At 64.3% G+C, this 18882-nt stretch carries 16 protein-coding genes; 6 read left to right on the top strand and 10 right to left on the bottom strand.

Annotated features, from left to right (window positions below; all coding sequences use genetic code 11):
- Positions 1-22 precede the first annotated feature (22 nt).
- The 5 genes from KAK11_RS18130 (at position 23) to KAK11_RS18110 (ending at position 5529) form a co-directional block, all read left to right on the top strand.
- Complete coding sequence (locus tag KAK11_RS18130; RefSeq protein ID WP_210810732.1) at positions 23-811, top strand: FAD binding domain-containing protein; 789 nt, start codon at positions 23-25, stop codon at positions 809-811.
- 65 nt (positions 812-876) lie between these two features.
- Positions 877-1779 (top strand): AAA family ATPase, encoded by a 903-nt coding sequence (locus KAK11_RS18125; RefSeq protein ID WP_210810731.1) that lies wholly within the window; start codon positions 877-879, stop codon positions 1777-1779.
- Between the two features lie 10 nt (positions 1780-1789).
- Positions 1790-2992: a vWA domain-containing protein gene (locus KAK11_RS18120; RefSeq protein ID WP_210810729.1), complete on the top strand. Its 1203-nt coding sequence runs from the start codon at positions 1790-1792 to the stop codon at positions 2990-2992.
- Between the two features lie 16 nt (positions 2993-3008).
- Complete coding sequence (locus KAK11_RS18115) at positions 3009-3563, top strand: SRPBCC family protein (protein ID WP_210810728.1); 555 nt, start codon at positions 3009-3011, stop codon at positions 3561-3563.
- Between the two features lie 193 nt (positions 3564-3756).
- Entirely contained in the window at positions 3757-5529 is a 1773-nt protein-coding gene (locus KAK11_RS18110; protein ID WP_210810727.1) for a sensor domain-containing diguanylate cyclase, read from the top strand.
- A 37-nt stretch (positions 5530-5566) separates the two neighbouring features.
- Here KAK11_RS18110 and fahA read toward each other — a convergent pair whose 3' ends face one another.
- The 6 genes from fahA to KAK11_RS18080 form a co-directional block, all read right to left on the bottom strand.
- On the bottom strand, positions 5567-6892 hold the full coding sequence (gene fahA / locus KAK11_RS18105; protein ID WP_210810726.1) for a fumarylacetoacetase: 1326 nt from the start codon (positions 6890-6892) through the stop codon (positions 5567-5569).
- Positions 6893-6909: 17 nt separating this feature from the next.
- Positions 6910-7875, bottom strand: a complete 966-nt coding sequence (locus KAK11_RS18100; RefSeq protein ID WP_210810725.1) for a Bug family tripartite tricarboxylate transporter substrate binding protein — start codon at positions 7873-7875, stop codon at positions 6910-6912.
- A 29-nt stretch (positions 7876-7904) separates the two neighbouring features.
- Positions 7905-8111 carry a DUF2783 domain-containing protein gene (locus KAK11_RS18095; RefSeq protein ID WP_210810724.1) on the bottom strand — a complete coding sequence of 69 codons (207 nt, stop codon included), beginning with the start codon at positions 8109-8111 and terminating at the stop codon, positions 7905-7907.
- A complete protein-coding gene (locus KAK11_RS18090) occupies positions 8111-9787 on the bottom strand; it encodes an FAD-dependent oxidoreductase (protein ID WP_210810723.1) in 1677 nt (558 codons plus the stop codon). The genes KAK11_RS18095 and KAK11_RS18090 overlap by 1 nt, the downstream gene beginning before the upstream one ends.
- Positions 9788-9808: 21 nt before the next feature.
- A complete protein-coding gene (locus KAK11_RS18085; protein WP_210810722.1) occupies positions 9809-10357 on the bottom strand; it encodes a VOC family protein in 549 nt (182 codons plus the stop codon).
- A gap of 74 nt (positions 10358-10431) precedes the next feature.
- Positions 10432-11400, bottom strand: a complete 969-nt coding sequence (locus tag KAK11_RS18080; RefSeq protein WP_210810721.1) for an MBL fold metallo-hydrolase — start codon at positions 11398-11400, stop codon at positions 10432-10434.
- Positions 11401-11553: 153 nt separating this feature from the next.
- Here KAK11_RS18080 and KAK11_RS18075 point away from each other — a divergent pair, with 153 nt between their 5' ends.
- Positions 11554-12363, top strand: coding sequence for an IclR family transcriptional regulator (locus KAK11_RS18075; RefSeq protein ID WP_210810720.1), 810 nt, complete (start codon positions 11554-11556; stop codon positions 12361-12363).
- Here KAK11_RS18075 and KAK11_RS18070 read toward each other — a convergent pair.
- The 4 genes from KAK11_RS18070 to KAK11_RS18055 all read right to left on the bottom strand — a co-directional run bounded on the left by KAK11_RS18070 (position 12333) and on the right by KAK11_RS18055 (position 18846).
- Complete coding sequence (locus KAK11_RS18070) at positions 12333-15428, bottom strand: ATP-binding protein (protein ID WP_210810719.1); 3096 nt, start codon at positions 15426-15428, stop codon at positions 12333-12335. The two genes, KAK11_RS18075 and KAK11_RS18070, sit on opposite strands and share 31 nt — an antisense overlap.
- Before the next feature lie 17 nt (positions 15429-15445).
- Complete coding sequence (locus KAK11_RS18065) at positions 15446-16585, bottom strand: response regulator (RefSeq protein ID WP_210810715.1); 1140 nt, start codon at positions 16583-16585, stop codon at positions 15446-15448.
- 198 nt (positions 16586-16783) lie between these two features.
- Positions 16784-17548 (bottom strand): SapC family protein, encoded by a 765-nt coding sequence (locus KAK11_RS18060; RefSeq protein WP_210810714.1) that lies wholly within the window; start codon positions 17546-17548, stop codon positions 16784-16786.
- On the bottom strand, positions 17545-18846 hold the full coding sequence (locus tag KAK11_RS18055; protein WP_210810712.1) for a hemolysin family protein: 1302 nt from the start codon (positions 18844-18846) through the stop codon (positions 17545-17547). The genes KAK11_RS18060 and KAK11_RS18055 overlap by 4 nt, the downstream gene beginning before the upstream one ends.
- Between the last annotated feature and the right edge of the window lie 36 nt (positions 18847-18882).

Here is an 18882-nt window from a genome sequence, read left to right as displayed (position 1 = left end):
GCCCATTTAAGGAGTAATCACCATGCAAACATTTGCTTATCACACCCCTTCAAGCGTGGCCGATGCCTCGCGCGCTGCAGCCGCCTCAGAGGCCAAGATCGTCGCCGGGGGCCAGTCGCTGCTGGCCTCCATGAAGCTGGGCCTGGCCGCCCCGGAAAGCCTGGTCAGCCTCAGCGGCATTGCCGAGCTCAAGGGCATCACCGTCTCGGGCGGCGTGGTCAAGATCGGTGCCATGACCACCCATGCCGAAGTGGCCGCCTCCAAAGACGTGGCCGCCGCCATCCCGGCGCTGGCCGACTTGGCCGGCAAGATCGGCGACCGCCAAGTGCGCAACCGCGGCACCATCGGTGGCAGCCTGGCCAACAACGACCCGGCCGCCTGCTACCCGGCAGCGGCCTTGGGTTTGGGCGCCACCATCCACACCAACACGCGTCAGATCGCAGCCGATGATTTCTTCAAAGGCCTGTACGAGACCGCCTTGGGCGAGGGCGAGCTGATCACTGCGGTGAGCTTCCCCGTGCCTACCCGGGCGGCGTGGCAGAAGTTCGTGCAGCCGGCCTCGCGCTTCTCCATCGTGGGCGTGTTTGTGAGCCAAGGGCCGCAAGGGGTGCGGGTGGCCGTCACAGGTGCTGGGGCTTGCGTGTTCCGCGCCACCGCGCTGGAGCAAGCCTTGGCCGCCAACTGGAGCGCGTCTGCCGTGCAAGGCCTGAAGGTCTCGGCGGACGACTTGAGCAGCGACCTGCACGGCTCGGCCGAGTACCGTGCGGCGCTGATCCCCGTGCTGGCCGGCCGCGCCGTCGCTGCCAGCTGAAGCCGGGCACGTCGTCGCCCCCACAGCGCCGCAGCCTCTGCGGCGCTGCTCTTCCTGCCTTGCTCATGACCGCATTCCCCCTCAGCATTGACGACACCCAAAGCCGCTTGGAAGCCCTGGACTATGTGCCCAGCCGCGAGCTGGCGGCCACGGTGTTCTTGGCGCTCAAGCTGCAGCGCCCGCTGTTCTTGGAAGGCGAGCCCGGCACCGGCAAGACCGAGATTGCCAAGGTGCTGGCCCAGATGCTGGGCCGCCCGCTGATCCGCCTGCAGTGCTACGAAGGCCTGGACATGGCCGGCGCCGCCTACGAGTGGAACTATGCGCGGCAGATGATGGCCATCAAGCTCAGCGAGGGAGCCAGCGACGCCGATTTGTTCTCTGAGCGCTACCTGATCAAGCGCGCGCTGCTGCAGGCCATCGACCCCAGCCAGCCGGTGCCGCCGGTGCTGCTGATCGACGAGCTAGACCGCGCCGATGAGCCCTTTGAGGCCTTCTTGCTGGAAGTGCTGTCGGACTTTCAGATCACCATCCCCGAGCTGGGCACCATCCGCGCGCCCGCGCCGCCGGTTGTGGTGCTGACCAGCAACCGCACCCGCGAGATCCACGACGCCGTCAAGCGCCGCTGCCTCTACCACTGGGTGGACTTCCCCACGCTGCAGCGCGAGCTGGCCATTTTGGAGCGCCGCGTGCCCGACGCGCCCAAAGCCCTGGCCCGCGAGATCGTGGCCTTCATCCACCGCCTGCGCCAGTTGGACCTCTACAAGCTGCCGGGTGTGGCCGAAACCATTGAATGGAGCCGAGCCCTGCTGGCCTTGGATGCGGTGGTGCTGGACCCAGAGTTGATCAGCCAAACCCTGGGCGTGCTGCTGAAGTACCAAGACGACATCGCCAAGGTCAGCGGCTCCGAAGCCAGCAAGCTGCTCAATGAGGTGCGTGACACCTTGCGTGCCGCCGGCTTCATGGGTTGAAGGGCACGCCATGCTGGCCGCCCCTCACCCCGACAGCCTGCCAGGGCACCTGGCCCACAATGTCTTGCACTTTGCGCGCGTGCTGCGCAGCGCAGGCATGCCGGTGGGCACAGACCGGGTGCAAATGGCCTTGCAAGCCCTGCTGCACAGCGGTCTTGAGAGCCGGGCAGATTTTCATGCGGCGCTGCAAGCCTGCATGCTCTCCAAGGCCGAGCACCGGGTGCTGTTCAACCAAGCCTTTGCCCTGTTCTGGAAAGACCCCGACCTGGAAGGCCGCATGCGCGCCCTGCTCTTGCCCCGGGTGCAATTGCAAGAGAAAACCCCGCTGAAGATCCCGGAGAACCGCCGCTTGGCGGCCGCGCTGTTTCCGCATGCCCCCCAGACCGAGTCACCCCAGCCGCCGCCCGACGAGCTGGACGTGCAAGCCAGCCTGACCTGGAACGAGCAAGAGGTGCTGCGGCACAAAGATTTTGAGACCATGACGCCCGAGGAATGGGCCGAGGCCAAGCGCCTGCTGCGCACCCTGCCTCTGCAGTTCAAGCCCGTGCTGACACGCCGCTTTGAGCGTGCCGCCATTGGTCGGCCCGACTGGCGCAGCAGCCTGCAGCGCATGGGCCGCCAAGGCGGCGAGCTGTGGCAGCCGCTGCGCCGGCGCCAGCGCCGTGAGACGCCTCCCTTGGTGGTGCTGGCCGACATCTCCGGCTCCATGGCCAGCTACTCGCGCATGCTGCTGCACTTTTGCCATGCACTGTCCCAAGCTGACACACCTGTGCACAGCTTTGTGTTTGGCACGCGGCTCACCCCCATCAGCCGGGCGCTGCGCCAGCGCGACCCCGATCAGGCCGTGGCCCAGGTGGCCGCCGCCGTGGCCGATTGGTCGGGCGGCACCCGCTTGGCCGATTGCCTGCACCAGTTCAACCGCCACTGGGCGCGGCGCGTGTTGGGCGGCAAGGCCACCGTGCTGCTAATCACCGATGGCTTGGCCCATGGCGACAGCGACGCGCTCAGCCACGAAGCCGAGCGCCTGGCCAAAAGCTGCCGCCGCCTGATCTGGCTCAACCCCTTGCTGCGCTACGAGGGCTTTGAGCCCAAGGCCGCTGGCGCGCGCGCCTTGCTGCCCCATGTCAGCCAACTGCTGGCCGCCCACAACCTGGCCAGCCTCAGCCACTTGGGCCAGCTCTTGGCCGGTGGCCCCACCCGATCACCCCTTTGAAGAAAGCGAGCCTCCCATGGAGATGACCAGCCAACAAACCCTGCCTGTCTCGCAAGACAAGGCCTGGGACGCCCTGAACGACACCGCCATGCTGCAAGCCGCCATCCCCGGCTGCGAGAGCATCACCCTGACCGAGCCCAACCACTACGATGTGGTGGTGATGGCCGCCATCGGCCCGGTCAAAGCCAAGTTCAAAGGCAAGCTCAGGCTCGACGAGATTGACGCCCCCAATGCCTACACCATCCACTTCGAGGGCCAAGGCGGCGCGGCCGGCCACGGCAAGGGCAGCGCCCGTGTCAGCCTGCAAGGCGTGGGGCCCTATGAAACCCTGCTGAGCTACACAGCCAACGCCAGCGTGGGCGGCAAGATCGCGCAAATCGGCTCGCGCTTGATCGACATGGCAGCGCAAAAAATGGCCGGCGAGTTCTTCGGCAAGTTCACCGAGGCGCTTCTTGAGAAGTACGGCCCGCCGCCTGTGGCCAGCGAAACCGCCCCCACAGCAGCGCCCTCCGAAGGCGGTGGGATCTTGAGCCGCATTGCGGCATGGTTCAAGCGCTTGTTTGGTGGCTGAGCAGCGGCGTTGAACCCCTGAACTGAGCGGCCAAGGCCAGTCAATTTGCGGCTTCACGCGGGCAGCGCCTCCCTAGCATGCTGGAGTGCCCAAGCTTGCCCGCCCCCGCCACTCACCCGCACTCCACCGCGCTGCACAGGCCTTTTGCGCCCGGGCGTTCAGGCTTTGGCGACAACTCAGCTGCGTACTGTGCATGGGCCTGCTGTGGCCCAGTGTGGCGCTGGCCAATTTCTATGACGTGGAGCTGGCCTACCACGTTGACGACAGCCTGCAACAAAGCGCAGCGCAGGTCCAAGCGCTGCCTGAATCTGCGTGGCGCAGCAATGGCAGCAGAAACCTCTCCTTGGGCTACACCCAAGCCGCGGTGTGGTTTCGCATTCGGGTGACCTCGCTGGCCGCCTTTCCTCAAGAAGGGCTGCTGGAGATCGGCTACCCCGTGCTGGGCAGCCTGCGCATCTATCAGACCGAGCATCTGCGGGACCACACGCTGGCGCCGCTGGAGTTGGGCGCTGAGCGCCCCTTCAGCCAACGCCTCATCCGCCACCGCAACTTTGTGCTGCCGCTCAATCTCTCTTCCGGGGAGAGCACAGAGTGGCTGGTGCGGGTGGAAACCAAGACCTCCATGCAATTCCCCATCACCATGCACGACCGTGCCGTGTTTGAGGACGAAGAGCAATCCCGCCTGATTGCCCATGGGGTGTATGTCGGTGTGGTCTTGGCCATGCTGGCCTACAACGCCTACTTGCTGATCGCCCTGCGTGACATCGTCTACCTTTGGTACATCGGCTGGATGCTGACCTTTGCGGGCTTCGTGCTCACCATTGGCGGCATGAGTTACCAATGGCTGTGGCCCAACGCCCCGAGTTGGAACCTCACCGCCTTGCCCATGCTGCTGTCCTTGGCCACCCTCTGCGGCGTGCTCTTCATGAGCTCGCTGGTGCAACTGCAGGCGCACTCGCGCTGGGGTTGGCGCATGAGCCGTGTGCTGGTGGCCCTTCAACTCACGCTGGCCCTGGGGGCCTTGGTCTTGCCCTACAAGCTGGCCATCCTGATGGCCATTGGCGGCGCGGTGATCTGCATGCTCGGCGTGATGTTCCTGGCCGCTCGGCTGGCGGTTCAACAGGTTGCCACCGCCCGCATGTTCCTGATGACCTTCTCGGTGGTGGTCCTAGCCGGTTGCTTGCTGGCGGCCAGCAAATTGGGCTGGTTGCCCGCCAGCCGCTGGATAGACCATGCGCCGCAAATCAGCTCCGCCTTGGAGATGCTGCTGTTCTCCATCGTCCTAGCGGCGCGCATGGAAGCCGAGCGCAAGCTGCGCGAGCAAACCCAGCGCGACATGCTGGCCCAGCACGTGCAGTGGAAGGCCGAACTCGAAACCAAAGTCGCCGAACGCACGGACGAGCTCAAGCAGCTCAATCACTCATTGGCCAAGCTCAGCCGCACGGACGCCCTGACGGGCCTGTTCAACCGCCGCTACCTTGAAGAGTGCATTGACACCGAGCTCGCCAGAAGCCAACAAGAGGGGCTGCAAGTGGCGCTCTACATGGTGGACATCGACCACTTCAAACGGCTCAACGACACCCACGGCCACGCGGCCGGCGATGTCTGCCTGCGGGCGGTGGCGCAGCGCCTGTTGGCCTGCACCCGCCCCGGCCAAGACGTGCTGGTGCGTTGGGGCGGCGAGGAGTTCTGCCTGGTCGCCCTGTGGGCGGACACACGCCAGGCCGCAGACATGGGCGAGCAACTGCGGGCTGCAGTGTGCGATGCGTACATCGAACACGGCGCCTTGCAGATGAAGGCCTCCGTCAGCATCGGCTTGGCCGTCGGTAGCCCCCGAACCCGGCTGGAGATGCTGGACCTGCAGCAAAGAGCCGACGAGTCGCTCTATGCAGCCAAAGCCCTCGGCCGCAACCGCTGCGTCTGCGCCACGCTGCCCTCAGGCTTGGGCAGCTTGCTGCCAGCCTGAGCCCGCGTGGCGCCGCGGCGTCACGCGGGCTCAGGCGTCAGCCCCGCACCGTCCCCACACACGCCCCAAACCCAATCGCCACCGCGCCCTCGCGCTGGCAGCGGCCGTGCAGGGTGATGCTGTCGCCGTCTTGCAAGAAGACGCGGGTTTCGCCATTGGGCAGGGTCAGGGCTTGCTTGCCGCCTTGGGTCAGCTCCAGCAGCGAGCCGCCTTGCTCGGGGCGGGGGCCGCTTTGGGTGCCGGAGCCCAGCAGGTCACCGGGCTGCAGGTTGCAGCCGTTGCTGCTGTGGTGGGCCAGCATCTGGGCCACCGTCCAGTAGGCATCGGCAAAGTTGCTTTGCATCAGGCGGTGGGCCGGCTGGCCCGCTGCGCGCATGGCGCTGGTTTGCAGATGCACTTCCAGCTCGATGTTCAGCCCGCCTTGGGCCCGGTTGGCAGGGCTGTCCAAATACGGCAGCGGCTGCGGGTCGGTGGGCGGGTGCTCAAACGCCGTGCGGAAGGGTTCCAGGGCTTCTTGGGTGACGATCCACGGAGAAATGGTGGTCGCAAAGTTTTTGGCCAAGAAGGGGCCGAGCGGCTGGTACTCCCAGGCTTGCACGTCGCGGGCCGACCAGTCGTTGAGCAGCACGATGCCAAACCAGTCGGCCTCGGCTTGGTCCATGCTCATCGGCTCACCCAGGGCGTTACCGGCGCCGACAAACACGCCGACTTCCAGCTCATAGTCCAAGCGCTTGCAAGGGCCAAAGCTGGGCACCTCCGCATCCGGCGCTTTGAACTGGCCTTGCGGGCGACGGAAGCTTTGGCCACTGACCCCAATGGAGGACACCCGGCCGTGGTAGCCGATGGGCACCCACTTGTAGTTGGGCAGCAAGGGGTTGTCGGGGCGGAAGAGCTTGCCCACCGTGGTGGCATGGTGGATGCCGGTGTAGAAGTCGGTGTAGTCACCGATCTGGCAGGGCAGGCTCATCTCGGCCTGGTCTTGCGGCAGCAGCACCTGGGCGGCAGCGGCTTGCAGGGCGCGGGCATTCGCAGACCCGGTTTGGGCAGGGTCGCGCAGAGCGTCAAACAGGGCGGCGCGCAGGGCCTTGCGGGCGGCCGGGCCTTGGGCCATGAAGCGGTTCAGGTCGCCCTGGGCCAAGGGGTGCAACAAGGCCTGGATGTCGGTGGGCCAACGGCCGAGTTGAGCGGCCGCCTTCAAGTCGAGGATCTGGTCACCAATGGCCACCCCGATGCGCCAGTCTTGCTGGCTGCCTGCGCGTTTGAAGCGGCCATAGGGCAGGTTTTGCAGGGGGAAGTCGGTGTGGCCGGTGTTGGCCGAAGCCACCCAAGCGGTGGCGGAGGTGTCGTGCGTGTGGTCGATCATGGCAAGGCTTGTGCAGTTCAGTCCAGCTTGATGTTGGCGGCCTTGATGACCTCGCCCCACTTGGCATGCTCGCGCTGCCAGTAGGCCTTCATCTGTTCGGGGGTGCCGCCCAGGCTCTCCAAGCCCAGCACTTGAAAGCGCGCCTTCACGGCGGTTTGGGTCAGTGCGTCTTGCAAGGCCTTGTTGAGCTGGGCCACCACCGGCGCCGGCGTGCCGGTGGGCACGACCAAACCTTGCCAGGCATAGGCTTCAAAGCCCTTCAGGCCTTGCTCGTCCAGGGTGGGAATGTCGGCAAAGGTTTTGATGCGCGCCGGGCTGGCCACGCCAATGGCGCGCAGCTTGCCCGAGAGAATGTGCGGATAGGCGGCGGCGGTGTCCAGGAACATGAAGGGCACTTGGCCGCCAATCACGTCTTGCACAGCGGGGGCAGCACCCCGGTAGGGCACATGGCCGGCAGCCATGCCGGTCTTCTCACGCAACAGTGCCATGGCCAGATGGTGGGGGCTGCCGGTGCCGGGCGAGGCGTAGTTCAGGTTCGCCTGGTTGCCAGCCCACAGGCGGAACTCTTTCCAGGTCTTGGCCGGCACGTTTTGGGGGTTCACCACCAAGAGCAGCGGGAAGCGGGCGATCAGGCCGACGGGGGCCAAGTCCTTCTCGGCGTTGTAGCTCAGCTTGCTGAACAGCCAAGGGTTGGCGGCCAGGGTGCCGGTGTCGGCGGTCAACATCACATGGCCGTCGGCCTTGGCCTTGGCCACGTAGTCGGCGCCGATATTGGTGCCCGCACCCGGCTTGTTGTTGACGATGACCGTTTGGCCCAGGCTCTTGCTCATCTGCTCGGCGACGGTGCGGGCCACCACATCAGAGCCACCGCCCGCCGGGTAGGGCACCACCCATTCGACGGGCTTGTCAGGGTAGGCAAAGGCGGTGGACGCGCACAGCGCCAGCAGCGCGGCGCCCAGGCTAGAGCGGCGAGAAACAGTCATATGGAACTCCTTGTGGGATGGTGAGGGGCTCAAACACCCAGGGTGTTGGTGCGAGCCAGGGCAATGGCCTCGTCCAGCACGGCACGGTCCCCGACCTGATTGGCCAGGATCAGCACCAGCTTGGCGAGAAAGAGGTCGGCCTGATCATCGCTCATGCCGCGTTGGGCATGGATGAGGCTTTCGTAAAAGCCGTCGACCTGCGGGATGTTGGGGTGGCGGTTCAGGGTCGCGGTCATCAATGGGCTCCTTGTGGGCCACCGGAGGCCCGTTGCAGAGCGGCCTGGACCGCTGCGGCATCAAACCGGCGCCAGCGGGCGGCCACATGCTGGTCAGGGCGGATCAGGTAGACGGTGCCGGGTTGGGCGTCATAGCGGGCCGCGAGCACGCCTGCTGCGTCTTGCACCTCCTGGCCCACGCGCAGCAGGCGCACGGGCAGGTCAAAGCTCAATGGGGCGGGCACCTCACCGAACACCAGCAAGGCAAAGGGTGAGTCGCCCTCCCCCAGCACGTCCAGCAGCCAAGTGGCGTGGCCGTCGCGTACCAAGGGTGCATCGGCGCAGACCGTGCCGGGGCGCATCAGGCCTGCAAAGGCGTCGGTGTCGGGCGTGTTGAGGGGGCTGTCCCCATAAGGCGTGGGCAGCGAGAGCCGACCGCTGTTGACCATGGGCCGCGCGAAGGGCTCGGTGCGCGCCAACTCCAGCACCGCATTGCGCAAGCGCAGCGAGGCGCGGCTCTTGGGGGTGATGAAGTCGGTCGAGCGAGTGGAGTTGGCGATGTTGTCATCGGCCGCCAACGAGCGCTCGTGGTGATAGCTGTCCAGCAGCGCTTCGTTGGCCTTGCCACTCAAGACCAGCTGTAGCTTCCAGGCCAGGTTGTCGCTGTCCTGTACGCCCGAGTTGGCGCCACGTGCGCCAAAGGGCGAGACCTGGTGCGCAGCGTCGCCCGCAAACAGCACCCGGCCATGGCGGAATTGGTCCATGCGGCGGCAGGCGAACTGGTAGACAGACACCCACTCCAGCTCAAAGTCCACGTTCTCACCCAGCATGGCCTTGATGCGCGGCAGCACGTTCTCGGGCTTTTTCTCTTCGACCGGGTCGGCGTCACGGCCGAGCTGGAAGTCGATGCGCCAGACCTTGTCAGCTTGCTTGTGCAGCAGCACCGATTGGCCCCGGTGAAACGGTGGGTCGAACCAGAACCAGCGCTCAGGCTCTGAGCTGAGGCGCTGTGCACCGGAGGCCTCGTTGACGGGCTGGGTGCTGGGGTCCATCACCACATCGGCGATCAAGAAGCGGTCGTTGAAGACCTGGCCGGAAAAGTCGGCCCCCAGCATGCGGCGGGTGTCGCTGTTGGCACCGTCACAGGCCACCACCCAGTCGGCCAGCATCTCAAAGCGGCCGTCCGGGGTTTCCACGCTGAGGCGCACATGCGGGTCGTCTCCGTCCACTTGCTCCAAGCCCACTACCTTGTGCTTCCAGTTCAGGGTGACGTGCTTGTCCGCCTCGCAAGCCGCCACCAAGGTCTCTTCCAGGTAGTACTGCTGCAGGTTGACCATGGCAGGCATCTGATGATGCTGCTCGGGCAGAAGGTCGAACTGGTAAGCCAGGCTCTCGCCATAAAACACCTTGCCAATCTGCCAGCGCACGCCGCGCGCCAGCAAAGGCGCATCAACGCCTAAGCGGCGCCAGATCTCCAGCGGGCGCTTGGCATAGCAGACGGCCCGCGAGCCGATGCTGACGGTGTAGTTGTCGTCCAGCAGTTGCACCGCCACACCGCGACGGGCGGCGTCCAGCGCCAGGCTCAGGCCCACCGGGCCGCCTCCAATCACCACCAGCGGGTAGCGGGGGGTTTGGCCTAAGCGCTGAGCCTCGCTTTGGCGGTAAGGAAACTCAGCGTAGGAATAGGTCTTGAGCATGGGCTGGCCTCTGGGCTCAGGTCAGGCTGTAGCGCCTTGGTTGAATTCTTTGTCGTGCATCCAGGCCGCGTGTTTGGGGGCTTGCTTGGTTTGGGCCCACTCGTTGAGCATGTCCCACTTGCAGGCATCCAGCTTGGCGTACATCTCGGGCGTGCCCACATCGGCGGCCAGCTCTAGGCGGTGGCCGTTGGGGTCGAAGAAGTAGATGCTCTTGAAGATGGTGTGGTCGGTCAGGCCAATGACCTCGATGCCCGAAGCCTCCAGGCGCGCCTTGATCTCTTCGAGCTTTTGCACGCTGTCGACCTTGAAGGCGATGTGCTGCACCCAGGCCGGGGTGTTCTCGTCACGCCCCATCTCAGGCTGGGTGGGCAGCTCAAAAAAGGCCAGGACATTGCCCTGCCCCGCATCCAAGAAGACATGCATGTACGGGTCCGGCGCCTTGGTGGAGGGCACTTGGTTCTCGGCAATGGCGAGGACGAAGTCCATGCCCAAATGCTTGACATACCACTCGACGGTGGCCTTGGCGTCCTTGCAGCGGTAGGCCACATGGTGGATGCGTTGAATGCTCATGGGAATCTCCAAAAATGCCTCTTGTGAAGGCGTTCAGACACCGAGGCCAGCGCGGTAGCGGCCTCGTTTTGACATCACCCTTCCAGGGCCTGCCACATCTCGATGTCGCGCTGGGCCGTCCAGATGCGCGGGTCAGCAATGCCCTGCGCCTCGTCGTAAGCACGGGTCACGTCAAAAGGCATGCAGTGGTTGAAGATGACCCAGTGGCCGTAGTGGGGCTGCAGGCGGGCAAAGGTTTCCTCGTAGACAGCGCGCAGGGGCTTGCCCTGGGCAGCACCCGCCTTGACGCTGGCGAACAGCTCGCTCACAAACGCCTGTGTGCCGTCCAGCCCGGCTTTGACCTGGGCGGCGCCGCTGAGCGCCGCTCCGCGGCCGGGCACCAGCTTTTCAGGCTGCAGCGCGGCGATATTGGCCAGGGTTTGCGGCCAGTCTTGGAAGTAGGCGTCGCCGGCGTAGGGGGTGGCGTCAAACTCCACCAAGTCGCCCGAGAACAGCACCTTTTCTTGGGGCAGCCAGGCCACGGTGTCGCCCTTGGTGTGGCCGCGGCCCAACTGCAGCAGTTGCACCTCCAGCGTGCCCAGCCACAGGGTCATCTTGCCGCTGAAGGTCATGGTGGGCCAGGTCAGGCCCGGAGGCACGGACTCGACGTTCTGGAACAGGCGCGGAAAGCGGCCGATCTCGCTGGCTTTGTCCTGCTCGCCGCGCTCGACAATGAGGTCGCGCGTGTCTTGGCTGGCGATGATGTGTTCCAGCCCTTCGGCGCGGTAGCCCTCAGCGCCCAGCACGCGCACCGCGTGGTAGTGCGACATCAGCACGTACTTGATGGGCTTGTCGGTGACTTCGCGGATGCGGCGCACCACGTCTTGGGCCATGGCCGGGGTGGCTTGGGTGTCGATGACCATCACCGCGTCATCGCCAATGATCACACCCGTGTTGGGGTCGCCCTCGGCGGTGTAGGCCCAAGCATGCTCGGAGAGTTGCACAAAGCTGACCTTCTTTTCTTCCAGGTCGGCGTGGGAGGCAAAGGTCTTGGTCGAAGTCATGGCGGCTGTGGGGGGCAGTGAGAGGATGGAGGGGCCTGCGGGGCGACAGGCTTCAATTCGTCTAAAGTGAATTGATTCAACATTCGCGAACGGGCTTGATCTTAATCAGCTTATTCGATAATGTCTAATCAATTACGTTTAGTAAAAATACCTATGCCCTCCTCTCTGGCCACAGACCTCCCCGATGACGACGGCGCTGAACGCGGGCCGCGCGGCATTCAGAGCATCGAGGTGGGCGGGCAGTTGCTACTGGCCTTGGCCCACCATGGCCGGCCCTTGCCGCTCAAAGACTTGGCCCGTGAGGCCGGCATGAGCCCGGCCAAAGCCCACCCTTATTTGGTGAGCTTTCAGAAGATCGGTCTGGTGGAGCAAGAAGCCGAGGGGGGCCGCTATGGCCTAGGCGCGCTGGCTTTGCAAATGGGCTTGATCGGGCTGCAACAGTACGACCCGGTGCGGCTGGCCACCCCTTTGATTGAAGAGCTGGCCTTGGAGACAGGCTTGACCGTGGCCATTGCAGTGTGGGGCAACCGAGGGCCGACGCTGGTGCGCATTGCCGAGGCCCCCAGCCCGGTGCATGTCAGCATGCGTCATGGCACGGTCATGAGCCTGCGCGACACCGCCTCTGGGCGCTTGTTTGCGGCCTGGCTGCCGCAGGCGCAATGGCAGCCCTTGCTGGCCTGGGAGGCTGAGCCGGTGTCTGCCAAGGACTTGGTGCCCATCTTGGCGGCCGTGCGGGCCGAAGGCCTGGCCCGGGTCGATGGCACCGCCGTGCCCGGGGTCGGCGCCATTGCCGTGCCCGTTCGCGATGGCAGTGGGCAGGTGGTGTTGGCGCTCACCGCCATCGGGCCCAGTGCCAAGGTGGACTTAGGCTTGGACGGCCCCCTAGTGGGTTTGCTGCGGGCACGTGCCGCCAGCTTGTCTCAGCGCCTGGGCTACCGCGCCGACCAAGCCGCCAAGGCCTGATCCACCGCACTCAGCTCCGACAGCACAGGCGCCAAGGCCTGGGACAAAGCCTCTGGTGTCAGGGGAGCGGCCAGTGCCTGCTCCAGGTGCAAGACATCGCGCTCCAGCGCCGTCAGGCCCAAATTGCCGCTGACCCCTTTGAGGCGATGGGCAGCCGCTTTGAGCTCTGGCACACCTGCTTCAGCGGCCTGATGCAGGTCAGCAGGCCAGCGTTGCAGTTGGGCGGCGAACATCACCAAGACCTTGCGCAAGACGGCCTCTTGGCCGCCGCAGCGCGACAACGCGCCCGCGCGGTCAAAACTGGGCAGGTCAGGCCACTCGCCGCCGGGCTGGGCCAGCGGTGCAGCAGGGTGCGGCGCCAGGGCCGGGACGGGCGGCAGCACTTGCGGGGGCGGTGACGTGGGTTTGGCGCTGGTCGTTCGCGGCAGCAAGCCTTCGTTGCCGGGCCGGTGTCGGCGCGGCAGGTGGGTGCCCAACACCTGCGCCAGCTCTGTCAGGTCCACCGGCTTGGTGATGTGGGCCACCATGCCCGCTTCCAGGCATTTGCGACGCTGGTCTTCCAGGGCGTGGGCGGTCAGGGCGATGACGGGCATGTCCGGCAGGCTCTCGTGCAGCAAGTGCGTGGCTTCAAAGCCATCCATGCCCGGCATTTGCAGGTCCATCAGCACCGCATCAAAGGCATCGGGTTGAGCTTGAAGACGAGCCACCGCCGCTTCACCGCTGGGTGCGCCGGTTGCACTGGCGCCGCACTCCCGCAGCATGGCCAAGATGATGGTGCGATTGATCTCCACATCGTCCACCACCAAAAGGCGCATGCCCTCCAAACTGCCGGCAGTCCCCGCCGTCACCTGGGGCTGGGGCGCGTCGGCCGCCTGCAGCGGACGCAGCGGCACCCGCAAGGTAAAGCAAGAACCCTCTTGGCTTTCGCTGTGCACAACAATGTCTCCATCCATCAGCTCCGCCAAGCGACGGCTGATCGACAGCCCAAGGCCCGTGCCACCGTAGAGACGCGTGGTGGAGCTGTCCGCTTGTTCAAAGGGGTCGAAGATGCGCGCCAGGTGCTCCGGCGCGATGCCAACACCTGTGTCGATGACGGAGAGGCAGAGTGTTTGGTCTTCAGCCCGCGCCTCCAAACGCACACTGCCCTGCGGCGTGAACTTGACGGCGTTGGACAGCAGGTTGACCAAGACCTGGCTGACACGCAGGCCATCGAGGCGCAGCCAGGCCGGGACTTGGTCGTCTATATGGATGCTCAGCGACAGCCCTTTGGCGCGCGCCCGCTCGGCCACCATCTCAGCGGCATCGGCCAAGAGCACGGCCAACTCACAGGGCTCGTCGAAAACCTCCAGCTTGCCGCTGTCCAGCTTGGAGTAATCCAAGATGTCATTGATGACCCCCAACAGCAAGCGCCCAGAGCGCAAAATGCGCTCATAGTCCGCATGTTCAGGCGTCTCGACCGGTGTGCGCCTGACGCCCAGTTGGGCAATGCCCAAGACGGCGTTCAAAGGCGTGCGGATCTCGTGGCTCATATTGGCCAAGAACTCGCTCTTGGCGGCGGCCAGTCGCTCGGCCTCCTCTTTGGCCAGCGCCAGCTCCCGCTGCAAAGTCTTCAGCGAAGTCACATCAGTGCCCAGATTGAGCACCGCAAAGGGCTCGCGCTGAGCATTCAGCAGCGGCACCGAGGTGATCAGGTAATCCAGGGGCCGCCCTGAGGGGTCGGGGATCACCCGCTCAAAGGTCTGCTCGCCCTCGCCCCCCAGGACTTTGCCGTCCCAGTGGCGCATGTCTGCCATCATGGCGGGCGGCAAGAATTCATGCGCCGGCCGCCCCACCACCTGCTCTCGAAGCAGGCCCAGCGCCGTCTCGAACCGCTTGTTCACCAAGGTGTAGCGCCCTTCGCGGTCACGAATCGACAGCGTGATGGGCAAGGCCTCGATCACATCTTGCATGCGCTGCTGTTCGATCATCAACTGCTGGGTGCGCTCCTTGACCTGCGCCTCCAACTGCTGCTGCTGGTTGCGAAGGGCGGTCTCGGCCATCACACGGGCCGTGATGTCGTGGCCGAAACACACCACGCTGGGCGCTTCTTCCAGCAGCATGTTGTCCAGCTTCATGTCCCACCAGATGTCCACGCCGTGGATATCGCGCGTCTTCCAAATCACTTGGCGCGACCCTTCCTCAAGCGTGAGCTTGACCAGTCGCAAGGACTCTTCTGGCGTGTAGGGCTGCTCGGGATACATCAGCCGCACATCAAACTCAGCCAAGGACTTGCAGCCATGACGGTCTAGCAACTGAGCGTTGGCATAACGAATGCTGCCGCTATCTCTGTCCAGGATCAACACCGCATTGAGGGAGTTGTCCAGCAGCGCGCGCATCCGGGCCTCGCTCAGGGCCAACTGGCGAGCGGCCTTTTGCTCTGCTTGCAAGGTGCTCTCAAGCAAGCGCTTGGAGCTGTCCAAAGAAGCGATCATCTGCATGAACAGGCTGCCATACCGCGACACCATCCAGCCCACGCAGAGGCAGGCCGTGATGTGCACCGCACCATAGCTGGCCATGCGCTGAGGATCGAGCTGCGCCAAGCCACCGGTCTGCCCCAGAATGCTGGCCACCCACAGTGCGATCAAGTAGCTCACTGCCGCCAAGGTCAGCCAGCGAGCCATGTGAGGCCCCACCAAAAAGCCGCCAATCGCAATCAAGGCTGAAAACGCCGCGAGGCTGGTGGACGCCATGCCCCAGTCCATGGTCCAGGCCGACACCATCAGCACCGCCATGGCCGACCAGCACAAGAACAGCGCTCCGGCGGCCGCCGAGCGATATCGAGCCAAGCCCCAAGAGGCGAGGGCAATGCCGATCACGGCCACGCAGGCCACGAGACGGCTGTTGCGGTCGTCCGGTGAAGCGCTCGGGTGCGTGAAGATGAAAATCAGCTGGATCACGGAGGCCAGCACAGGCAGCGCCAGCACCAAGCCAGCGATCCGCAGGATGGACCGATCCAGGCGCGACTTCAGCGCCTGGAGGCCATCAACCCCGGACGCTGCAGCGTCCTTCGCGAGGGAGGTGGTCAACCCCTGATCGCTGATGCTCACACGTACTGCCCCAACTTCTGAACGATGCGCTGCAGAAAATCTTGCAGCTCTCGCCCTCTATCTAAAGCCTTGAGCACGTCTTCTCCATGCTCACGGATGATGCTGCTGACTTGATCTTCTTGCGTGGCGGTCAGCCCCAGGTGCAAGAAACTCGTTTCCACCTGCTCATGAAGGCGTTGCGCCAGTTGCTGCACTTCCATTCGCTGTGAATGGCTGCGCGCCTGAATGTCTGCCAACGCATCGCGGGTCATGGTAACCAGTTTGCGGATTTCGTCCAGATCCCTGGCGGTAGAACCTGCATCTAAGGCAGTGACCAGCGACAGCGCACCCTCCACCAATAACGCAATGTTATCGATGGCGCGTCCCATGCGCTCAGATTCCGCACGCTCCATGCTGCCTTCAGGACGGTTCATGGCCAAATTGCGGACGAATACCAACACCTCGCCATACACAAAGCCCGTGTGTGGCCCCAAGGCGTGAATGCCACGGGTCTGGGTCTGCAAATGGTCCAGCAAGGTGGCTTCCAGTGCCGTGCATTCACCCCGCGCATTGAGGCTGAGGACCTGCCGGCGGCCCGTCACGCGCACACAGCCATCCCATGACCAGCGTGCCAGGGCGGCCAGAATGGCCTGAGCCAGCTCAGTATGGGATTTGCATTGGTTGGCTTCGCGCTGGAACTCCAGCACCACACCGGCCTCGCCCATCATGTCGGCGGTAGAGAGCACCGCGTTCATGGCCTCATCCAATTGCCCACTCAGCTCGCGCCGGGAGGCATGAAGCTGCAGCAAGCGAACGATCTTGGCATTCAGCTCAGCCGGGTCAAAGGGCTTGGCGAGGTAGTCATCGCCGCCCACGCGATAGCCCTGAAGTCGCTCTTCAATGCTCGTGTGCGCAGAGTGAAAAATGACCGGCACATCCGCTGTTTCTTTCAGCCGACGGCACACCTCATAGCCATCGATGCCAGGCATCTCGACATCGAGCAGCACCAAGTCCACAGCCTGTGTAGACATCTGCTGCAACGCACGCTCACCGTCAGTGGCGTGCAGAACCTCGTAGTCCTGCTCCAGGGTCGCGGTGAGCATGTGCAAGGTCAGCTCATCATCGTCCACCAGCAGAATTCGCGAGCGGTTTTCCATTTTTTAGGCTCCCTCTATCAGACCAGAGCCTAGGCTTGGTGAGGCCGAACGGCGCACCCCTGACGGCAGGCGCGCCACCCCACAAGTCTTGAAGGCTCACCGGGATATCGGCGAGCCCTCTTCTTTTCTTAAAAACCCCTGGGGGTGATCTGCCATGACATCCCGTCACGGTGACCCAGGGGATGACCCTGATGGGCCTCAGGCAGCGGCGGCTGCCGGGCTTTGCGCGAGCTGGCGCTCGATCAGGGCCGTCATGTTGGACATGGAGATCAAATGCGCATGCAACACACCCGCCAAGCCAGTGCGATGGAGTTCCAGGGCTTCAGCGTCAGTCAGCTTGTTGAAGCGCTCTTCGTCCAGCGCCAAGAAGCCGTCGACGCGCAGCGGAGAGCCGTCGGGTAAGGTGGCATCAAAGCGCTTTTCTTGCAGCAGCTTGAGCTCCATCAGGCGTTGGCCTGCCAGGCGGGTGCGCTCGACTTCGTTCTCGATGCGCTCCACAAAATCACGGGCACTGTTCAACAACTCGGTCGGTTCGCCCTTGTCGTCGAACAAGGCGCGGCCCTCGGTCTGAGACCAGCCGTCAAAACTCTGGTCAATGCACACTGCCAACTGCTCTTCACTGACACGGGCCATGGTGAAGGGATAGGCGCGCATCAGAGCCGGGGTGTAGCGGGCCTTCCAACGGGTGTCGGCACCAGAGCCTTCCACAAAGAGGTTTTGGCCCTGCTTGAGGCCAAACACCGCCACCGGTGCCACCAATTCATGGCCCTTGTCATCCTTGCCGGCCCGCAAGAAAAAGATGGGGAATTCTTTGGCCGCATCGCCAAACTCGGCCAGCGTCAAGAACATGGAGTTCAGCTGGGTGACGCGCGTCAGGCTGTTGGCGCCTTCGCTCAGCTTCAAGGCGCGATGACCGACGCGGTCGAGCGCGACGGGTTGAGTATGGAGTTCTGGATTGATCATTCTTCGTCTTCCTCTAGAGTGGTTCGTGTGGCCAGGACCTTGTCCACGCGTTTGCCGTCGAGGTCCACGACCTCAAAGCGCCACACGCCCCATTCCACCGCATCCGTGGTCTGGGGCAAGCGGCCCAGCAGCAGCATGATCATGCCGGCCAAGGTGTTGTATCGCCCTCGGTCTTCCTCGGGCAACTCTTTGATGTTGAGCCGATCTTTCAGCTCGGGGACCGGGATCATGCCATCGACCAGCCAACTTCCGTCGGCGCGCTGCACGGCCCAGGCATCTTCATCGGTATCGGTGCCGAACTCGCCGGTGATGGCTTCCAGCACGTCACGCACGGTGATCACCCCTTGCACCGCGCCGTATTCGTCCACCACAAACACCAACTCAGCGCCGGAGGTACGGAAGTGCTCCAGCAGTTCCATGCCGGACAGCGTCTCGGGCACAAAAACCGGCGCTTGCAGGTGGTCCGCCAGCTTGACCGTTTGGCCGCTGGCCATGGGCCGCAGCAGGCTGTGAGCGGCCACCACACCGATCACGTCATCCAGCCCGCCGCGGCAGACGGGATAGCGCGAATGCTCGTCCTCGGCGACCACGGTCAGCATTTCCTCGACGGTGGCCTCGGCGTCCAGCCAGGCGATCTCCGCACGCGGGATCATCATGGAGCCGATCTGGCGGTCATCTAGGCGAAACACATTGCGCACCATCTGGTGCTCCTGGGCTTCAATGACCCCGGCGTCCAGCCCTTCTTCCAGGCTGGCGGCGATTTCTTCTTCCGTCACACTGCGGTTCGCTCCGGCCTTGATGCCGAGCAAGCGCAGCATGCCTTCGGTGCAGGCCGCCAACACAAACACCAAAGGCCGCGTGAGGGCCGACAGCCACTGCATCGGCGGGGCCACCAAACGCGCCACGGTCTCAGGGTGCATTTGGCCCAGGCGCTTAGGCACCAGCTCACCAAAAATAATGCTCAGCACCGTGATGACCATGACCACCATCGCGGTGGCCGTCACATCAGCCACCTTGGGGGTGGCTTGCAGATGCTGCTGCAACCAAGCCGACACAGGGCCGGAGAATGCTGCATCACCCACGATACCGTTCAACACCCCGATGGAGGTGATGCCGATCTGCACCGTGGACAAAAATTTGGTGGGGTTGTCATGCAGCTCGATAGCGGCGCGCGACCCGTGCTCGCCCGCTTCCAACATCACCTGAAGCCGCGCCTTGCGGCTGGCCGACAAGGCCATTTCAGACATGGCAAACACGCCATTGAGCAGAATCAGGAAGACTAAAAGCAGGATGTCCATGCGACGCGGCGCCTGTTGCCAGCGCCGCAAATGAGT

Source organism: Ideonella paludis, from assembly GCF_018069865.1.
GTDB lineage: Bacteria > Pseudomonadota > Gammaproteobacteria > Burkholderiales > Burkholderiaceae_C > Ideonella > Ideonella paludis.
This window is presented reverse-complemented; position numbering and strand designations above follow the sequence as displayed.

Excerpts from the sequence above, each read along its gene's own strand:
- KAK11_RS18065 (WP_210810715.1), bottom strand. The coding sequence starts at position 16,585 with ATGGAAAACCGCTCGCGAATTCTGCTGGTGGACGATGATGAGCTGACC.
- KAK11_RS18060 (WP_210810714.1), bottom strand. The coding sequence starts at position 17,548 with ATGATCAATCCAGAACTCCATACTCAACCCGTCGCGCTCGACCGCGTC.
- KAK11_RS18115 (WP_210810728.1), top strand. The coding sequence starts at position 3,009 with ATGGAGATGACCAGCCAACAAACCCTGCCTGTCTCGCAAGACAAGGCC.
- KAK11_RS18080 (WP_210810721.1), bottom strand. The coding sequence starts at position 11,400 with ATGACTTCGACCAAGACCTTTGCCTCCCACGCCGACCTGGAAGAAAAG.
- KAK11_RS18095 (WP_210810724.1), bottom strand. The coding sequence starts at position 8,111 with ATGACCGCGACCCTGAACCGCCACCCCAACATCCCGCAGGTCGACGGC.
- KAK11_RS18110 (WP_210810727.1), top strand. The coding sequence starts at position 3,757 with ATGGGCCTGCTGTGGCCCAGTGTGGCGCTGGCCAATTTCTATGACGTG.
- KAK11_RS18100 (WP_210810725.1), bottom strand. The coding sequence starts at position 7,875 with ATGACTGTTTCTCGCCGCTCTAGCCTGGGCGCCGCGCTGCTGGCGCTG.
- KAK11_RS18090 (WP_210810723.1), bottom strand. The coding sequence starts at position 9,787 with ATGCTCAAGACCTATTCCTACGCTGAGTTTCCTTACCGCCAAAGCGAG.
- fahA (WP_210810726.1), bottom strand. The coding sequence starts at position 6,892 with ATGATCGACCACACGCACGACACCTCCGCCACCGCTTGGGTGGCTTCG.
- KAK11_RS18055 (WP_210810712.1), bottom strand. The coding sequence starts at position 18,846 with ATGGACATCCTGCTTTTAGTCTTCCTGATTCTGCTCAATGGCGTGTTT.
- KAK11_RS18125 (WP_210810731.1), top strand. The coding sequence starts at position 877 with ATGACCGCATTCCCCCTCAGCATTGACGACACCCAAAGCCGCTTGGAA.
- KAK11_RS18120 (WP_210810729.1), top strand. The coding sequence starts at position 1,790 with ATGCTGGCCGCCCCTCACCCCGACAGCCTGCCAGGGCACCTGGCCCAC.
- KAK11_RS18085 (WP_210810722.1), bottom strand. The coding sequence starts at position 10,357 with ATGAGCATTCAACGCATCCACCATGTGGCCTACCGCTGCAAGGACGCC.
- KAK11_RS18075 (WP_210810720.1), top strand. The coding sequence starts at position 11,554 with ATGCCCTCCTCTCTGGCCACAGACCTCCCCGATGACGACGGCGCTGAA.
- KAK11_RS18130 (WP_210810732.1), top strand. The coding sequence starts at position 23 with ATGCAAACATTTGCTTATCACACCCCTTCAAGCGTGGCCGATGCCTCG.